This window comes from Caulobacter henricii, from assembly GCF_001414055.1.
Classification (GTDB): Bacteria; Pseudomonadota; Alphaproteobacteria; order Caulobacterales; family Caulobacteraceae; genus Caulobacter; species Caulobacter henricii.
Genome location: NZ_CP013002.1, coordinates 1843910 through 1860670, shown reverse-complemented (window position 1 = coordinate 1860670; position 16761 = coordinate 1843910). Strand labels below are relative to the sequence as shown.

The following is a 16761-nucleotide window of genomic DNA, read 5'->3' as shown; positions in this document are numbered from 1 at the left end:
TTCAAGCCTTCCCTAACCGTCCCATATACTCAGGCCGGTCCTTAAACTTGCATGATCTCTTGTTCTTTGATTTTCAAGGCCTCGTCGACCTTCTTGATGGCTTCGTCGGTCATCTTCTGGACCTCGGTTTCCATCTTCTTGAGCTCATCTTCGCTGATGACGCTCGCCTTTTCGGCCTTCTTCAGATCGTCATTGGCGTCACGGCGGATGTTGCGCACGGCCACCTTCTGGGCCTCAGCGTATTTCCCAGCAATCTTCGAGAGGTCCTTACGACGCTCTTCGGTCAGGGGCGGGATAGGAATGCGAAGGTTATTACCTTCAACGACAGGGTTCAGCCCGAGATCCGAATTGCGGATCGCTTTCTCTACCGCCGAGACGACACCCTTGTCCCAGATATTGACATTGATCTGACGCGGCTCCGGAACACTGATCGAGGCAACCGTATTCAGTTGAACCATGGAACCGTAGGCATTGACCATGATCTGGTCGAGCAGGTTTGAAGACGCGCGGCCCGTCCGCAAACCGGCGAAATCTTCTTTCAGAGCCAATACGGATTTTTCCATGCGCTCTTTATAGCGGGACAGAACGGGCTTTTCGGCGGCGGCCATGGCGGGGCTCTCTTCGCTTGAGTTAGGCGGCGGCGTCTTGGGCGACGACGGTAAAGGTGCCTTCGCCACGCAGGACATTCAGCAGATTGCCGCGCCCTTTGATGGAGAAGACTACGATCGGGATGTTGCTGTCACGCATCAAGGCAACAGCTGACGCATCCATGACTCTAAGGTCCTTGGCCAGGACATCCATATAGGTCAGGCGGTCATAGCGTTCAGCCGTGGCATCCTTCTTGGGGTCAGCCGTATAGACACCGTCGACGCTGGTGCCCTTGAACAGGGCATCACACTGCATTTCTGCGGCGCGCAGGGCGGCGGCGGTGTCGGTCGTGAAGAACGGATTGCCGGTCCCGGCGGCGAAGATCACCACCCTGCCCTTTTCCAGATGGCGCTGGGCACGCCGGCGGATGTAGGGCTCACAGACCGTTGCCATCGGAATGGCAGATTGGACCCTCGTGGAGACACCGATCCGCTCGAGGGCATCCTGCATCGCCAGGGCGTTCATGACGGTCGCCAGCATGCCCATATAGTCAGCACTGGAACGTTCCATGCCCTTGGCGGCACCGGCCATGCCCCGGAAGATATTGCCGCCGCCGATCACAAGGCACAGCTCCACGCCGGACTTGACGATCTCGGCAATGTCTTCGGCTACGGACTGAACGGTGTTGGTGTCGATCCCGTAGGGCGTATCGCCCATCAGCACCTCTCCAGAGACCTTCAGGAGGACGCGGCGAAAGCGTTTGGGCATGGCGGGAGCGGTTTCAGACATGGGCCGTGCTGTTCCTGAGTCGTCGGAATGCAACATAGTGCGGGTTCAGAAAAAGTGGGATTGGTTTTGCGCCGGGGCGGCACTGCTCGGCAAAGCAAGTCGTGAGCGGCACCACGCAGGCGCAACAAAGGCGCGACGCGCAAAACGCGCCGCGCCTCTTGAAGATATCGGATGACGAGCCTCCTGCGAGGCCCATCAAACCCCGGACCTTAGGCTTGGCCAGCCATTGCGGCGACTTCAGCGGCGAAATCGCCAGCCGGTGCCTTTTCGACGCCTTCGCCCAGGGCCAGACGAACGAAGCCCTTCACCGTCAGCGGCGAGCCCAGTTCCTTGCCCGTTTCGGCGACGAGTTGTTCGACGGTCTGGTCCGGGTTCATGACGAAGGCTTGCTTGAGAAGCACGACTTCTTCCAGGAACTTGCGGATCCGGCCTTCGACCATCTTCTCGACGACGGCGGCGGGCTTGCCCGACTCCAGCGCCTGTTCGGTGAAGATGGCGCGTTCCTTTTCGATCGCGGCCTGATCCAGATCATCCGGCGACAGCGACAGCGGCGAGGTCGCTGCGACGTGCATGGCGATCTTGCGGCCGAGTTCCAGGATCTTGGCCTGGTCGCCAGCACCTTCGATAGCCACGAGCACGCCGATGCGGCCGAGGTCCGGTGCCGTAGCATTGTGGATGTAGGTCGAAACCGCGCCCTGGGCGACGCTGAAGCGCGCCGAGCGACGGGCAACCATGTTCTCGCCGATGGTGGCGATCAGGTTGGTCAGCAGGTCGGCAACGACTTCGCCGTCAGCGGTCTTGCCGGCGCTGATGGCTTCAACGCCATCATTGTCCAGACCAACCGCCGCGATCTTGCGGACGGCGTTCTGGAACAGTTCGTTGCGACCCAGGAAGTCGGTTTCGGCGTTCACTTCGACGGCCGCGGCGGTCATGCCGGCACCATCGGTGCGAACGGCGATGCCAACGAGGCCTTCAGCGGCAACCCGGTCAGCCTTCTTGGCGGCCTTGGACAGGCCTTTGGCGCGCAGCCAGTCGATGGAAGCGTCGATGTCGCCGCCATTTTCCTGCAAGGCCTTCTTGCAGTCCATCATGCCGACGCCGGACTTCTCGCGCAGTTCCTTAACCAGCGCAGCCGTGATCTCAGCCATGGAAAATCTCCATATTCAAACGGTTAGCGACCGGGCTTGATAGCCCGGTCGCATGTCAGGGTCACAACAGCCGCCGTCTGGCGGCCGTCGGATATCAGCTCGCAGCCGGCTCTTCAGCGACGGCTTCGATGGCCTCAGCAGTCGCTTCCTGAGCGGCCTCCGGGGCGGCGGCTTCAGCCACCGGCTCGGGGGTCAGCTCGCGGGCCAGGGTCGGTTCCATCGGAGCCACCGAGGCACCCAGATCGACGCCCGAAGAGGCTTGGCCAGCGGCCAGACCGTCCAGAACTGCATCCGCGATCAGGTCGCAGTACAGTTGCAGGGCGCGAGCGGCGTCGTCGTTACCCGGGATCGGATAGGTGATGCCGTCCGGATCGCAGTTCGTGTCGAGGATCGCGATGACCGGGATGTTCAGCTTGCGGGCTTCAAGGATCGCGATCGCTTCCTTGTTGGTGTCGATCACGAACATGATGTCGGGGATGCCGCCCATGTCCTTGATGCCGCCCAGCGACAGCTCGAGCTTGTCGCGCTCGCGCGTCAGCTGCAGCAGTTCCTTCTTGGAACGGCCCTGGCCTTCGCCCGACAGAACGCCTTCCAGCTCGCGCAGGCGAGCGATCGAGCCCGACACAGTGCGCCAGTTGGTCAGGGTGCCGCCGAGCCAGCGGTGATTGACATAGTACTGGGCGCAACGCTTGGCGGCGGTGGCGACCGGATCGGAAGCCTGGCGCTTGGTGCCGACGAACAGCACGCGGCCACCGGCGGCGGCGACTTCACGCACCTTCACCAGAGCCTGGTGCAGGAGCGGGATCGACTGCGACAGATCGATGATGTGGATGTTCGAACGCGAACCAAAGATGTAGCGGTCCATCTTCGGGTTCCAGCGGTGCGTCTGGTGGCCGAAGTGGGCGCCAGCTTCGAGGAGCTGACGCATGGAGAATTCGGGAAGCGCCATGAGGCCTATAATCCTTCTTCCGGTTGAACCTCCGCGGACACCCCCGATCCAGACATCTGGAGCGGGACCGGAACGGCGATGCCGGGATGTCTCCCCGGGTCACAGCCGAACGTCCGCGTGTGGAATGGCGCGCAGATAGGCGGGATTGTTCCAAAAAGCAAGCCTTGTCCGACTGCAGCGGAAAGAGGTTGGCCTTGGGCGGTCTCGATCGGATGCCACGGAGAGGACCCTCTAGCCCATGGTTCAGAGGCTAGCTGGATCCGGCCCCGGACTGGCCCATCCGTGTAGAGGATGGTGCCGAGACTTCTTCGTTGAAGCCATCGACAATGACTTCGAACAAATCGGCTTTGGCACCCATGCCTGCGGCGCTGAGCGCATCCGCGACGTGACCCGCGAGATCCGCCAGAATAATCCCCCAGGCCGCAGTCTCCCTGGCCACCCCGTCGGCGGCATATAAACCGGACTTGAGCGAGCAATGCAGTCCTTGCTCCGCGATCCAGACGGGAGCCAGTACCATAGCGTTGATGTCGCGAAGCGCGGCCGGGGGGACAGCTGGGGCATCCACTTTGACGTCATGAACCAGAGCAAGGCCTTGTGAGCTGCAGGAGGCTGGACCGACGCTGCTGGCTCTAACCCTTCAGAACGCCTTGCCGTTCACCTGAACGGGCTCAAGCGCGAAGACATCAACCTCGTCGAGGCAACGCACATTGATCGCCGCCATGCGCACGCCGCCGGGACCTTCGCCGCGCCCGAAGGATTCGATCCCGCACTCGGAACAGAACAGATGGGCGATCTTGCCTGTATTGAAGCGGTACTCGGTCAGAGCGTCCTGCCCCTGCAGGAGTTTGAAATCATCCTCGGCCGCAAAGGCCAGAACCGAGCCCAGCCGGCCACACCGCGAACAGTTGCAGCTGATGAGGTCCTGGAGCTCGACTTCGACCTCGAACCGCACCCTGCCGCACTGACAACCGCCTTGATGCCTGACCATCCTTAGACGTCTTCCAGAAGCGCCACGCCGGGCGCGGTCTTCAAGGCCCCGCGCAACGACGCATCCAACGCATAGCGGCCGGGCAGCTTCAGTTCGATCTCGCGTCCACCGCCGATCGCAGCGATGAAGCTGATTTCCCCGCCCTTCTGCGACACGGCCGGCTCAAGACGTTTTCGTAAGGCTTCGATTTCCGTCGCCGACGGCGATAGGTGGACGCGCAGTCCCGCCACGACGTTCTCGATCGCCTTCTCGATAGGCTCAGCGTCGTCACCAAAAAAGCGAACCTCACCGTCTCGAGCCTTGGCCCGCACCTTGATGGCCACGGACTTGCCGGGCTCCAGCACGTCCCGGCACTTGCGAAGGGCTTCTGGGGGGAAAAGCACCTCATACTCTCCGGTCGGATCGGATAGCGAGACGAAGGCGAACCGCTCTCCGTTCTGGGACGCCCGCTCCTGTCGGCGACGGACCACGCCGCACATCCGGAAAGCTTCCATGCCCGCTTCGGCCTGGGGGATCACCTCGGTCAACATGGCAGTGCGCTTGCGGCGCAACAGCCCCACCATGTCTTCCAGCGGGTGCCCGGTCAGATAGAAGCCAACGGCGGCCAGTTCCTCATCGAGCAGATCGACCTGGCTCCAGGGCTCGGTCTTCTTCAGGCGGGGCCGTCCTGCCGCCGGATCACTTCCGAACAGGGCGTGCTGGCCACCCTGGCGGTCCGCAGCGATGCTCTGGCTGTGGGCGATCAGCACATCGGATGAGGCCAGGATCTGGGCCCGGTTCTTGTGGAAGGAGTCAAAGGCTCCCGCCCGAGCCAGGTTCTCGATCGCCCGCTTGTTGACCTGTTTGGGATCGACCCGTTCGACGAAATCGAAAATGTCACGGAAGGGGCCACCCTCTTCACGCACAGCGACCAGGTGCTTCATGGCTTCAAGACCCACATTGCGCACCGCGCCCAGGGCGTAAAGCACCTCGCCGTTCTCGACCTCGAAATCCGCGCCCGAGCGATTGACGTCCGGTGCCCGAACCGTGATGTCGAACCGGCGCGCGTCCTGATGGAAAACCGCCAGTTTGTCGGTGTTGGAGATATCCAGGCTCATCGACGCAGCGAGGAACTCGACCGGCGTGTTGGCCTTCAACCAGGCCGTCTGGTAGGCAATCAGCGCGTAGGCGGCCGCGTGGCTCTTGTTGAAGCCATAGCCGGCAAACTTGGCCACCAGTTCGAAGATCGAGCCGGACTGTTCTTCCGGAACGTTCTTCTGTTTTGCGCCGTCGACGAAACGGATCTTCTGCAGATCCATTTCTTCCTTCTTCTTCTTGCCCATGGCGCGGCGCAGAAGGTCGGCTTCGCCCAGGCTGTAGCCCGCCAGGATCTGGGCGATCTGCATCACCTGTTCCTGATAGACGATGACGCCATAGGTCTCCTTGAGCACCGTCTCGAGTGAGGGATGCAGTGTATCGACCGGCTTGCGACCAAACTTGCAGTCGACAAAGGTGTCGATGTTGTCCATCGGACCGGGGCGGTACAGGGAAATCAGGGCGGTGATTTCCTCAATGGACCCGCAGCGCATCTTGCGCAGCGTGTCGCGCATGCCCTGGCTTTCCAGCTGGAACACACCGACCGTCTGACCAGACGCGAGCAACTCGTAGGTCTTGGCGTCGTCAAACGGCAGCTTGCCCAGATCGACGTCCGCGCCCCGCTTTTTTAGATGCTTTATGGCCCGGTCCAGCACGGTCAGGGTCTTGAGGCCCAGGAAGTCGAACTTCACCAGACCAGCGCTCTCGACCCACTTCATGTTGAACTGGGTGGCCGGGAGATCCGAGCGCGGATCCTTGTACAGCGGCGTCAGCTGGGTCAGGGGCCGGTCACCGATGACCACACCCGCCGCGTGGGTAGAGGCGTTGCGGTAAAGGCCTTCCAACTGCAGGGCGACATCGAGACAAGCCGACACATTGCCGTCTTCCCTCTTGGCCTCCTTGAGTCGCGGTTCCAGCTCGATCGCCTGGGCAAGGGTTACCGGGGCAGCCGGATTGTTCGGCACCATCTTGCAGAGCCGGTCCACAAGGCCGAGCGGAAGCTGCATAACGCGGCCTACGTCCCGGAGGACGGCGCGGGCCTGCAGGGAGCCGAAGGTAATGATCTGGGCCACACGGTCGCGGCCATACTTCTCCTGCACGTAGACGATGACCTCTTCCCGTCGCTCCTGACAGAAGTCGATGTCGAAGTCGGGCATGGAGACACGTTCTGGGTTCAGGAACCGCTCGAACAGCAGACCAAAGCGCAAGGGATCCAGATCGGTGATCGTCAGCACCCAGGCGACCAGTGAACCGGCACCGGACCCCCGTCCTGGGCCGACGGGAATGCCGTGCGACTTCGCCCATTTGATGAAGTCGGACACGATCAGGAAGTAGCCGGGAAAACCCATGCGGGTGATGATGCCGAGCTCGAAATCCAGCCGGTCCCAATAGACCTGCTCCTCCACCGCCAGGACGTTTTCGGCCAGCCGGGCCTTCAGGCCTTCTCGCGCCTGGTGCGCCAGTTCTTCGGGCTCGCTGCGGCCGTCTCCAGTTGGGAAACTGGGCAGGATCGGATCGCGCTTCTTAACCAGAAAGGCGCAGCGCCGCGCAATATCGAGGGTGTTGTCGCAGGCCTCGGGCAGGTCGGCGAACAGCTTGCGCATATCGGCAGCTGGCTTGAACCAGTGCTCTGGCGTCACCCGGCGCCGTTCATCCTGTCCGACAAAAGCGCCATCGGAGATGCAAAGCAGGGCGTCGTGAGCATCATAAAGCTCTGCCTTGGCGAAATAGACGTCATTGGTGGCCACCAGCGGCGCGTCATGCTCATAGGCCCAGTTCACCAGACCGGGCTCAGCTGCGGCCTGCCTGGGCAGGCCGTGCCGCTGAAGTTCGACATAGAACCGGTCACCAAACACCCGGCTCATCTCCGCCAGGGCCTGGGTGGCCTCTGCGCCTTTTCCTGCGGCGAACAAGGCGTCCACCGGGCCGTCGGTACCGCCCGACAGCAGGATCAGGCCTTCAGCGTGTTCAACGACCCTGGCCCAAGGCACGATGGGTTCGGCCAGTTCACCGCTTTCCAGATAAGCGATCGAAGAAAGTTCCGAGAGATTGAGATAGCCACGCTCATTCTGAGCCAGAAGGGTAATGGTCGGGGCTCGTGCCCACCGCTCAGTCGGGCCTGCGCCGATTCCTGACACCGGCAAGGCGCAGCCAATGATCGGCTGGATTCCAGCGTCTTTTGCATAGGACGAATATTCGAGCGCGCCGAAAAGGTTGGCCCGGTCGGTCAGGCCAGCGGCCGGCATGTGGCTTGCCTCTGCCAGTTTGCCGATCTGGTCGGCCTTGATGGCCCCTTCCAGGAGTGAATAGGCCGAGCGAACCCGAAGGTGGACGAAACCCTGTCCTTCGCCGTCCGCCATAGCTCCGCCTCCGTTCGACTCAGGCCACCAACTGGGCGACCGTGCACATCATCCAGACGAAGCTGACGACGGATACAAGCGCCAATGACTCACGCGCGATACGGACCATGGGGACCTCCACATTTGTTTCGTGTTTGTTCCGTATTCTACTTTTGTTCCGTTCACAAGATGTTCCAGAACGTTCCACCGCTTTTTCTGTGAACGTGCCATGGAGCCTTGCGGCCCGGTGTTGGCGATAGGCCCCGGATCAGGTCAGATCGGGCCATGCGCCTGATCATCGACACAGACACCGCCGGGGATGACGTTTTCTCCCTGATGCTCGCCCTTACCCGTCCGGGTGTGACTGTTGAGGCCATCACCATCGCCCACGGCAATGTGGGCTTCGTGCAGCACGCCGAGAACGCGCTCCTCACCCTAGCGGTCTGCGACAAGGCCGGGGTGCCCGTCTATATGGGTGCCCAGGCGCCCTTCTCCCGCGCGCCGCTCGATGCAGCCTACGTCTTCGGCGCGGATGGCATGAGTGACATGAACTTTGCGCCCGCCAGGCAACGCCCGGCCGCCGGTCATGCCGTCGACGAGATCGTCAGAAGAGTGATGACTGCGCCCGGTGAAATCACCCTCATCGCCCAGGCCCCCCTGACCAATATCGCCCTGGCCTACCTGCGCGAGCCCCGCATCGCCCAGGCCGTGAAGCATCTCTGGGTGATGGGCGGAACCGACAACGGGGTCGGCAATGTCACGCCCGCCGCCGAGTACAATTTCTATGTCGATCCCGAAGCCGCCAAGATCGTCGTCAATGCGGGCTTTGACTTGTCGATCGTGACCTGGACCGAGACTTTGCGCGATGGCCTCCTCGACCTCGCCCAGTTGGCTCAACTGGAGGCACTTGGCACGCCACGCGCCAGGTTCTTCACGCAGGTCAACCGGGCTTCCCTGGCCTTCGCACAGGAAACGGAGGGCCTGAGCGGAAGCCTGCATCCCGACGCACTGACCTGCGCACTGGCTCTGGATCCCTCACTGATCCTGGAGGCCGATCAAGCCGTGGTTGATGTCGAAACCCTTGGCGAACTCACACGCGGCTATCTCAGTGTTTCGCATGCCATTCTGCCCGATATCGAGCTGGCCGATCCCGCCCTGAAGCGGAAACCTCCGAACGCTCGTGTGATCAAGAAGGTCGACCAAGCGGCCTTCTTCAAGGCCATGCGCCAGGCGCTGCTCTAACCGTCACGGCCCCTAGAAGGTCTGTGGCGCGAGGTAGCCGTCCTTCAGGGCGAAGACCCGATCCATGTAGCGTGCCAGGTCCATATTGTGCGTTGCGATCAGGGCGGCAACGCCCTGTCCCCGCGCCAGGCTGTAAAGGGACTGAAACACCGCCGCTGATGTCGTCGGGTCAAGATTGCCAGTCGGTTCATCTGCCAGCAGCAGTTGTGGCTTGTTGGCCAAGGCCCGGGCTATCGCAACCCGTTGCTGCTCGCCGCCGGACATCTGGGCAGGCTGATGGTTGACGCGGGCGGTGAGGCCAAGCTCGCCGAGCAGCTCCAGGGCTCGGGCTTCGGCGACCTGCCAGCTACGCCCGGCGATCAGGCCCGGCATGGCGACATTCTCGAGGGCCGTGAACTCGGGCAAGAGGTGATGGAACTGATAGACGAAACCGACCGTGCCCAGCCGAATGCGGGTACGGACCCGCTCTGAAAGCTTTGAGCAGTCGCGGCCTCCCAGGGCGACGATCCCCGCGTCTGGCCGTTCCAGCAGCCCGGCAGAATGCAAAAGCGATGACTTTCCCGACCCGGAAGGGCCGATCAGGCCGACGACTTCGCCAGGATAGACGTCGATATCGACGCCGCGCAGTACGGGCAAATCACCAGCTTCGGTCTTGTAGACGCGTTCAACCCCGCGCAGCGACAGGACAGGCTCACTCATAACGCAGCGCCTCAACCGGATCGATACGTGAGGCACGCCAGGCCGGCGGAAGCGTCGCCGCGACGCTCATCAGGGCGGACAAGCCGACGATCCCGCTGACTTCAACCCAGTCGATCTTGGCCGGGATGTGGGAAAGCATATAGACGTCGGCGCTGAACACGGCCGTTCCGGTCACCCACTCAACGAAGTTCTGGATAGGGGTGATGTAAGCGCAGAACAGTACGCCCAACATCAGCCCTGCCAGGGTGCCGGCCACACCGATCGAGGCCCCGGCCATCACGAAAATTCGCAGAACAGCCCCCTGCCCCGCCCCCATGGTGCGAAGGATGGCGATGTCCTTGCCCTTGTTCTTCACCAGCATGACCAGACTGGAAATGATGTTCAGGGTGGCAATGGCCACGATGCAGAACAGGATCAGGCGCATGACTTTCCGCTCGACCTGGAGCGCCGTGAAATAGCTGTGGTTCTTGTCCATCCAGTCGGCGACCAGGGCCCCGGGGCCACTGGCGGCTTCAACAGCAGGTTTCAGCAGCTTGGCGTCGTCTGGGTCGTCGACCTTGATCTCGACATAGTCCACCGAGGTGTCACGGCCAAAGAACAGCTGAGCTTGCTCAAGGGGCATATAGACATAGGCCTCATCGAACTGGCTCATACCGACGCTGAAGACGCCGCCGACGATGTAGTCCTTCTCCCGGGTCGAGGATCCGAACGCTGTTGCCGGCCCGGAGGGCGAGATCAGTGTGATCGCATCGCCTGGGCCGACACCGAGATTGGCCGCCATTCGGTCTCCGATGAGCACGATGTCGCCACCGAACTCGCCTTGGCCAAAGCCGGCGAGCGAGCCCTTCTTGATGTTTCCGGAAATGATCTTCAGGCCGAGCAGGTCACGGGGGGTGACACCGCGAACGATACCCCCAGTCACCTGTCCCGGACCGATGACCATGGCCTGGGCCTCAACCATCGGGACGGCCTGGATCACGCCCGGCACTGCCCGAATTCTACTGATCACACCCTCGCGATCCGGACCGTTGATCAGTGGTGATTGGGCATACAGGTGCCCATTGAACCCCAGAATGCGACCCAGCAGCTCCGCTCGGAAGCCGTTCATGACGCTCATCACCGTGATCAGGGCGAAAACCGCCAGCATCACGGCGCTGAACGAGATCACCGAAATCAGGGCGACGCCGCCGTTCTTGCGCTTGGCGAACAGGTACCGCCGCGCGACGGACCTCTCCCAGCGGCTGAACGGTCCGGCCGCCCGCAGATCGCTCATTAGCCGGCCTTGCTTTGAATGAGGCCCGCCAGAACGGAATCGAGCGACGCGGTGGAGCGTTCGCCCGTCGCCCGGTTTTTGATCTCGACCACGCCTTCAGCAATGCCCTTGGGACCAATGATCATCTGCCAGGGCAATCCAATCAGATCCATGGTGGCAAACTTGGCACCGCCCCGGGCATCGGTGTCATCATAGAGCACCGTCTTGCCGGCAGCCGTCAGGGCTTTGTAGGCCGCTTCGCAGGCCGCGTCGCAAGCCGCATCGCCCTGACGCATGTTGATGATTCCGACATCGAACGGCGCGACCGATTCCGGCCAGATGATCCCGGCGTCGTCATGGCTGGCCTCGATGATCGCGCCCAGCAGACGCGAAACGCCCACACCGTACGAGCCCATCTGAACCGGGACGTCCTTGCCGTCCGGTCCGGTGACCAAAGCCCGCATCGGCTCGGAATACTTCGTGCCGAATGAGAAGATATGGCCGACCTCGATGCCGCGAGCCGACAGACGATCGCCTTCCGGTACCGCAGAGAACGCGGCCTCGTCGTGCATTTCCTCGGTCGCCGCATAGAGCGCTGTACGCTGATCCACGAGGGCCTGGAGGTCGCCATACCAGTCGACGTCTGGGCCAGGCGCGTCCATCTCGACCAGGTCCTTGTGACAGAAGACGGCGCTTTCACCCGTTTCGGCCAGAACGATGAACTCGTGGCTCAGGTCGCCCCCGATCGGTCCGGTGTCGGCGCGCATCGGCACGGCCTTGAGACCCATCCTCGAGAACAGGTTCAGATAGGCGACGAACATGCGGTTATAGGACTTGCGCGCGCCATCGGCATCGAGGTCGAAGCTGTAGGCGTCCTTCATGAGGAATTCACGGCCACGCATCACCCCAAAGCGCGGGCGTCGCTCGTCCCGGAACTTCCATTGTACATGGTAGAGGTTCTTGGGCAGGTCCTTGTAGCTTTTCACCGAACCCCGGAAGATCTCGGTGATCATCTCTTCGTTCGTCGGCCCGTAGAGCAGCTCGCGCTCATGACGGTCGGTGATGCGGAGCATTTCGGGGCCATAGGCATCGTAACGCCCTGACTCGCGCCAGAGATCCGCAAGTTGCAGGGTCGGCATCAAAAGCTCGATGGCCCCTGCACGATCCATCTCCTCCCGCACGATCTGTTCGATGCGGTTCAGGACGCGCAGGCCCAGCGGTAGCCAGGCATAGATACCCGCCGCTTCCTGGCGGATCATGCCGGCACGCAGCATCAATTGGTGCGATGCGATCTGGGCATCGGACGGAGCTTCTTTCAGCACGGGCAGGAAATAGCGCGACAGGCGCATCAGAAAGACGTCTCCGAGGGAATGCGAGGGCCTGAGATAGCCTCTTGGCCGTCAGCTTGGCAACGCACGCGGCGAAAAGATGGCCACCAAGTCCGTTGCAAACGAAAAGAAGGCCGCGCGATCCTCGCGCGGCCTTGCAAGTTCGTCGTCGGGGAAGACGCCACAGAGTGAGATCAGGTACATCCGATCTCGCAGGGTCACCCTAGCCCCTCGAACAACTGTTGGGGCATGTGCATGCCAACGGCCTGGAGCTTTAGGTCTTTTCGCCCAAGGCTTGGGCGATTGCAGGGAGAAAGCTCGCGCGACGCCCAAGGCTTGGGCAACCGGAAGGCCTAATAGGTCGCCGGCAGCTGCGGCAGGGTGATCAGCTGGAAACGGATGATCAACCAAAGCACAGCGAACACGACGACAGACACCCAGGTCGTCGTGAAGAACTTGCGCTTCAGGTTTGGATTGACCGGCGCACCCGGGTCGCCGCCGCCCGGCGGCTTCAGCCCCATCTCGTGGTAGCTTCGCGACCCCAGGGGCAGGACGACGAACAGCACCGTCCACCAGATAGTAAAAAAGATTGCGATCCCGGTGATTGGGCCCATCAGTGCTGCGCCTCCTTGGGCGTCTCCATGAGTTCGACCAGAAGGCCGCCCATGTCCTTGGGGTGAACGAAGATAATCAGGGTGCCATGTGCGCCGATGCGCGGCTCGCCCAGGACTGTCGCACCTTTTGCGACCAGGGCGTCGCGCGCCTCGTAGATGTTGTCGACCTCAAAGCAGATATGATGCTGCCCGCCCTTGGGGTTTTTGGCCAAAAAGCCATGGATCGGCGATTTCTCGCCATAGGGTTCAATAAGTTCGATCTGGCTGTTGGGCAGGTTGACGAAACACACCCAGACACCCTGTTCCGGCATGGCCCATTTCTCGGTGACGGAGGTCGCACCCAGTAGGTCGCGATACATCACGAGCGCCTCGTCGATGGAAGGCGTAGCGACGCCGACATGGTTCAACTTGCCGATCATGGCCCTTAGTCCTGCCTATCCAATTGCCCGCGCGAAGACCTAACATCTAGGCCCTGGCGCGAACAGGTTGCGCCCGCCGTGGCGAAATCACGGCGGGCAGTCGCTTGCTAGATGTCAGGTGCGCAAAACGGTGGTCTCGACCACAGGCTTGCGCTCCCAGATGCGGAAAGCAGCCTTTTTTACCGCGCGAGAAATCGCATTCTCGATCGCTTCGTCGCTTTCCCTGTCGTCGCCGCCCAGGCGCTTGAAGGCGCTCTCGGCTTCCTCAGCCAGATCATCCATGGCTTCGTCCAGCGGGTAGTCCTTGTCGCCTGCGAGACCCAAGCCGCGAACCTGCGGCCCAGAGACGATGCGGTTCTTGCCGTCAATGACGATTGAGACGGCCAACATGCCGTTGAACGCCGCGTGTCGACGCTCTCTCAGGGCTTGACCATTCTCGGGCGTCACGACGCCGCCATCAACATAGAGACGACCAGACGGAACCTCGTCGATGATCTCGGGGTGGCCTGGGGCCAGGCGAACCATGTCACCGTTGCGCGGCGAAATGGCGTGTGGAACCTGCAGATCCTTGGCAAAGGCCGCATGCTCGATCAGGTGGCGCCGCTCCCCATGGGTCGGGACAGCGATCTCTGGACGCACCCACTGGTACATCTGCTTGAGCTCATCCCGACAGGGGTGACCGCTGACGTGGATGCCGGGCGTATCGCGCTCGGTATGCAGACGGACACCTCGGTCGGCCAACTTGTTCTGCAGGTTGCGGATCGGGATTTCATTGCCCGGAATGACCCGCGAGCTGAAAATCACGTGGTCGCCTTGTGAGAGCTTCACATGCGGATGGTTGCCCTCGGCAATACGGGACAAGGCTGCCCTCGCCTCGCCCTGACTGCCCGTGCACAGGAACAGGACCTCGTTCTCCGGCAGATACTTGGCTTGATCGTCTGTTACAAACGGCTCTAGTCCCGTCAGGAAGCCGACCGATCGGGCCGCTGCGGCCATGCGGTGCATTGAGCGGCCGGCCAGGCAAACCTTGCGTCCGGCGGCTTGAGCGGCGCGAATGACGGTGTCCATGCGGGCAACGTTCGAGGCAAAGCAGGCGACGGCGATCTTGCCGCTAAGGCCCGAGATCAGCCTGTTCATCGCCACGCGCACATCGGCCTCAGAGCCGGCCTCGCCATCCACGAAGACGTTGGTCGAGTCACAGACCATGGCCAGAACGCCTTCGTCACCGAGACGACGGAGGCCTTCGATGTCTGTGGCTTCGCCCAGTTGCGGGTTCGGGTCGATCTTCCAGTCGCCCGTGTGCAGGATCGTTCCCAGCGGGGTCTTGATCGCCAGACCATTGGGTTCCGGGATCGAGTGCGTCAGGGTGATCATTTCCAGATCGAAGGGGCCGATCTTGAACTGTCCACCCAATGGAATCTCGGTGATCGAGACCTCGTCCAGCAGACGAGCGTCGCGCAGCTTTTCCCGGAGCAGGAAGGCTGTGAACGGGGTTGCGTAGACCGGGGCCTTCAGACGGGGCCATAGCCAGTGGACGGCACCAAGGTGATCTTCATGGGCGTGGGTCAGGACAATGCCCAGAATGTCGTCGGCATAGGCCTCGATGTATTCGGGATCCGGCAGGATGATCTCGACGCCGGGCGTTGTCTGATCGCCGAAGGTCACACCAAGATCGACCACGATCCACTTGCGATCATGGGCAGGCCCAAAGCCATAGAGATTGAAATTCATGCCGATCTCGTTCGACCCGCCTAGCGGCAGGAAGACGAGTTCGTCTTGGGAGGATTTTGTCATCAGGTCTCTGAGATGGTGTTGCGACGGTGAATTTCCAGGAGACCACGAATGGTCAAATCGGGATCGAAGTGGTCGATGCTGTCGGTCGCACCTTCAAACAGGGATGCGACGCCGCCCGTTGCGACCACGGTCATGGATTCTGAGCGTTCGGCCTTGATCCGCGTGATCAGGCCTTCGATCAGGGCGATATAGCCCCAGAACACGCCGGATTGCATCGCGCCGACGGTGTCCTTGCCGACCACGCGAGCCGGCCTTTGGATTGCGATCCGCGGGAGCTTGGCCGCCGCCTCGTGCAGGGCCTGCATGGAGAGATTGATGCCTGGCGCGATGATCCCGCCTTCAAAGGCTCCATCGGCAGCGACGATGTCAAAGGTGGTCGCCGTGCCGCTATCGATCACGATCAGGGGGCCCGGATAGACCATGCTGGCCCCGACGGCGTTGACCAGACGGTCCGCACCGGCCTCTGACGGCTTTTCAATCCGGACATCCACCCCAAGCTTGGCGTTCTCGCCGATCACGAGGGGTTCGACATTGAGATAGCGCCGAGACAGGTTGCGCAGATTGAAAATCGACTGCGGCACCACGCTCGAGATGATGCAGGCATCGATGGCCCTGAATCCCAGACCCTGCATGGACAGCAGTTGGGACAGCCAGACGACATATTCATCGGCGGTGCGCGTGCTCTCCGTCGCGGACCTCCACTGGGCAATCCAACGCTCGCCATCATGGATGGCGAACATGGTGTTGGTATTGCCTTGTTCGATCGCCAGCAGCATCAAATCGCCTCGCCGAAAAAGACATCGCCAGCTGTGATGCGCCGCAAGCGCCCATCAGGCAAACGAAGCCTCAGAGCACCGTCATCATCCAGCCCTTCGGCTATGCCCTCGACGGTCTCAGTCCCCAATCGCGCTACACAAGGCGCGCCCAGACCGTGGGCTCTTGCCGTCCAGGCGTCAGCAATGGCCGGGAATCCCAGGCTGTCCCAAACCAGCGACCAACGGTCGAAGGCCTCGGCCAGAATCTGAACAGCCTCAGTGGGCAAGGGCGGCGCGCCAGCAAGATGAACCGACAAAGCGGTCGCTGGACGTTCACTTTCGAGCGGTTTGGCGGCCAGGTTGACCCCGAAGCCAACTGCGATCCAAAGGCCTCCCGAAGGCCGCGTGCCGGATTCAACCAGTATTCCGCTGACCTTCAATCCATCGAGCATCGGGTCGTTCGGCCATTTCAGACTGACCCTTTGGGACGGAACAAAACTCGCCAGCAGGTCTGCCACGGCAAGCGCTGCCACGAACGACACCTGGGCGGCCACTGCCGGCGGCTTGTCGGTTGAAAAGAGCAGAGTCGCCGCGAGATTGCCTGCGCCTGTTTCCCAGGCCCGCCCCCTCCGGCCACGGCCAGCGCTCTGCCTCAAGCCCAGAAGCCAGACAGGCCCGAGCTCGCCCGCCTCGGCGCGACGGCGCGCCTCGGCGTTGGTGGAGTCAATCTCGTCAAAGACGACGACAGGCGGCGCTGCAGGCGCTGGGGGTTCGCCCGTCACG

The 16761-nt window shown here is 62.0% G+C and carries 17 protein-coding genes; 1 reads left to right on the top strand and 16 read right to left on the bottom strand.

The features are described from left to right. Positions 1–41 precede the first annotated feature (41 nt). The 8 genes from frr to sidA all read right to left on the bottom strand — a co-directional run bounded on the left by frr (position 42) and on the right by sidA (position 8005). A complete protein-coding gene (frr, locus tag AQ619_RS08630; protein ID WP_062146399.1) occupies positions 42–608 on the bottom strand; it encodes a ribosome recycling factor in 567 nt (188 codons plus the stop codon). Positions 609–630: 22 nt separating this feature from the next. Next, a complete protein-coding gene (gene pyrH / locus AQ619_RS08625) occupies positions 631–1356 on the bottom strand; it encodes a UMP kinase (protein ID WP_378109167.1) in 726 nt (241 codons plus the stop codon). Positions 1357–1586: 230 nt separating this feature from the next. Then, positions 1587–2525, bottom strand: a complete 939-nt coding sequence (tsf, locus tag AQ619_RS08620; RefSeq protein ID WP_062146395.1) for a translation elongation factor Ts — start codon at positions 2523–2525, stop codon at positions 1587–1589. Between the two features lie 94 nt (positions 2526–2619). Continuing rightward, positions 2620–3474, bottom strand: coding sequence for a 30S ribosomal protein S2 (gene rpsB / locus AQ619_RS08615; protein ID WP_062146393.1), 855 nt, complete (start codon positions 3472–3474; stop codon positions 2620–2622). A 250-nt stretch (positions 3475–3724) separates the two neighbouring features. Continuing rightward, a complete protein-coding gene (locus tag AQ619_RS08610; protein WP_257720841.1) occupies positions 3725–4039 on the bottom strand; it encodes a DUF5076 domain-containing protein in 315 nt (104 codons plus the stop codon). Between the two features lie 72 nt (positions 4040–4111). Next, on the bottom strand, positions 4112–4462 hold the full coding sequence (locus tag AQ619_RS08605; protein WP_062146389.1) for a GFA family protein: 351 nt from the start codon (positions 4460–4462) through the stop codon (positions 4112–4114). A gap of 2 nt (positions 4463–4464) precedes the next feature. Then, on the bottom strand, positions 4465–7896 hold the full coding sequence (gene dnaE, locus AQ619_RS08600) for a DNA polymerase III subunit alpha (RefSeq protein WP_062146387.1): 3432 nt from the start codon (positions 7894–7896) through the stop codon (positions 4465–4467). Positions 7897–7915: 19 nt separating this feature from the next. Beyond that, positions 7916–8005: a cell division inhibitor SidA gene (gene sidA, locus AQ619_RS08595; RefSeq protein ID WP_062146385.1), complete on the bottom strand. Its 90-nt coding sequence runs from the start codon at positions 8003–8005 to the stop codon at positions 7916–7918. Positions 8006–8160: 155 nt separating this feature from the next. Here sidA and AQ619_RS08590 point away from each other — a divergent pair, with 155 nt between their 5' ends. Further along, positions 8161–9117 (top strand): nucleoside hydrolase, encoded by a 957-nt coding sequence (locus AQ619_RS08590; protein WP_062146382.1) that lies wholly within the window; start codon positions 8161–8163, stop codon positions 9115–9117. A 12-nt stretch (positions 9118–9129) separates the two neighbouring features. On the opposite strand, the gene AQ619_RS08585 is transcribed toward AQ619_RS08590, so the two are convergent. The 8 genes from AQ619_RS08585 to AQ619_RS08550 all read right to left on the bottom strand — a co-directional run bounded on the left by AQ619_RS08585 (position 9130) and on the right by AQ619_RS08550 (position 16760). Next, positions 9130–9816: an ABC transporter ATP-binding protein gene (locus AQ619_RS08585; RefSeq protein WP_062146380.1), complete on the bottom strand. Its 687-nt coding sequence runs from the start codon at positions 9814–9816 to the stop codon at positions 9130–9132. Further along, a complete protein-coding gene (locus AQ619_RS08580) occupies positions 9809–11089 on the bottom strand; it encodes a lipoprotein-releasing ABC transporter permease subunit (protein WP_062146378.1) in 1281 nt (426 codons plus the stop codon). Before AQ619_RS08580 ends, AQ619_RS08585 begins: the two co-directional genes overlap by 8 nt. Beyond that, positions 11089–12417: a proline--tRNA ligase gene (proS, locus tag AQ619_RS08575; RefSeq protein ID WP_062146376.1), complete on the bottom strand. Its 1329-nt coding sequence runs from the start codon at positions 12415–12417 to the stop codon at positions 11089–11091. Before proS ends, AQ619_RS08580 begins: the two co-directional genes overlap by 1 nt. Before the next feature lie 332 nt (positions 12418–12749). After that, positions 12750–13010: a DUF1467 family protein gene (locus AQ619_RS08570; protein WP_062146374.1), complete on the bottom strand. Its 261-nt coding sequence runs from the start codon at positions 13008–13010 to the stop codon at positions 12750–12752. Further along, a complete protein-coding gene (mce, locus tag AQ619_RS08565; protein WP_062146373.1) occupies positions 13010–13429 on the bottom strand; it encodes a methylmalonyl-CoA epimerase in 420 nt (139 codons plus the stop codon). The genes AQ619_RS08570 and mce overlap by 1 nt, the downstream gene beginning before the upstream one ends. Before the next feature lie 114 nt (positions 13430–13543). Next, on the bottom strand, positions 13544–15223 hold the full coding sequence (locus AQ619_RS08560; protein ID WP_062146371.1) for a ribonuclease J: 1680 nt from the start codon (positions 15221–15223) through the stop codon (positions 13544–13546). Beyond that, on the bottom strand, positions 15223–16002 hold the full coding sequence (locus AQ619_RS08555) for a type III pantothenate kinase (RefSeq protein WP_062146369.1): 780 nt from the start codon (positions 16000–16002) through the stop codon (positions 15223–15225). The genes AQ619_RS08560 and AQ619_RS08555 overlap by 1 nt, the downstream gene beginning before the upstream one ends. Further along, a complete protein-coding gene (locus tag AQ619_RS08550; RefSeq protein WP_062151438.1) occupies positions 15999–16760 on the bottom strand; it encodes a biotin--[acetyl-CoA-carboxylase] ligase in 762 nt (253 codons plus the stop codon). The genes AQ619_RS08555 and AQ619_RS08550 overlap by 4 nt, the downstream gene beginning before the upstream one ends. Between the last annotated feature and the right edge of the window lies 1 nt (position 16761).

Coding starts and splice junctions, on each gene's coding strand:
- frr (WP_062146399.1), bottom strand. CDS start 608: ATGGCCGCCGCCGAAAAGCCCGTTCTGTCCCGCTATAAAGAGCGCATG.
- pyrH (WP_378109167.1), bottom strand. CDS start 1,356: ATGCCCAAACGCTTTCGCCGCGTCCTCCTGAAGGTCTCTGGAGAGGTG.
- tsf (WP_062146395.1), bottom strand. CDS start 2,525: ATGGCTGAGATCACGGCTGCGCTGGTTAAGGAACTGCGCGAGAAGTCC.
- rpsB (WP_062146393.1), bottom strand. CDS start 3,474: ATGGCGCTTCCCGAATTCTCCATGCGTCAGCTCCTCGAAGCTGGCGCC.
- AQ619_RS08605 (WP_062146389.1), bottom strand. CDS start 4,462: ATGGTCAGGCATCAAGGCGGTTGTCAGTGCGGCAGGGTGCGGTTCGAG.
- dnaE (WP_062146387.1), bottom strand. CDS start 7,896: ATGGCGGACGGCGAAGGACAGGGTTTCGTCCACCTTCGGGTTCGCTCG.
- sidA (WP_062146385.1), bottom strand. CDS start 8,005: ATGGTCCGTATCGCGCGTGAGTCATTGGCGCTTGTATCCGTCGTCAGC.
- AQ619_RS08590 (WP_062146382.1), top strand. CDS start 8,161: ATGCGCCTGATCATCGACACAGACACCGCCGGGGATGACGTTTTCTCC.
- AQ619_RS08585 (WP_062146380.1), bottom strand. CDS start 9,816: ATGAGTGAGCCTGTCCTGTCGCTGCGCGGGGTTGAACGCGTCTACAAG.
- AQ619_RS08580 (WP_062146378.1), bottom strand. CDS start 11,089: ATGAGCGATCTGCGGGCGGCCGGACCGTTCAGCCGCTGGGAGAGGTCC.
- proS (WP_062146376.1), bottom strand. CDS start 12,417: ATGCGCCTGTCGCGCTATTTCCTGCCCGTGCTGAAAGAAGCTCCGTCC.
- AQ619_RS08570 (WP_062146374.1), bottom strand. CDS start 13,010: ATGGGCCCAATCACCGGGATCGCAATCTTTTTTACTATCTGGTGGACG.
- mce (WP_062146373.1), bottom strand. CDS start 13,429: ATGATCGGCAAGTTGAACCATGTCGGCGTCGCTACGCCTTCCATCGAC.
- AQ619_RS08560 (WP_062146371.1), bottom strand. CDS start 15,223: ATGACAAAATCCTCCCAAGACGAACTCGTCTTCCTGCCGCTAGGCGGG.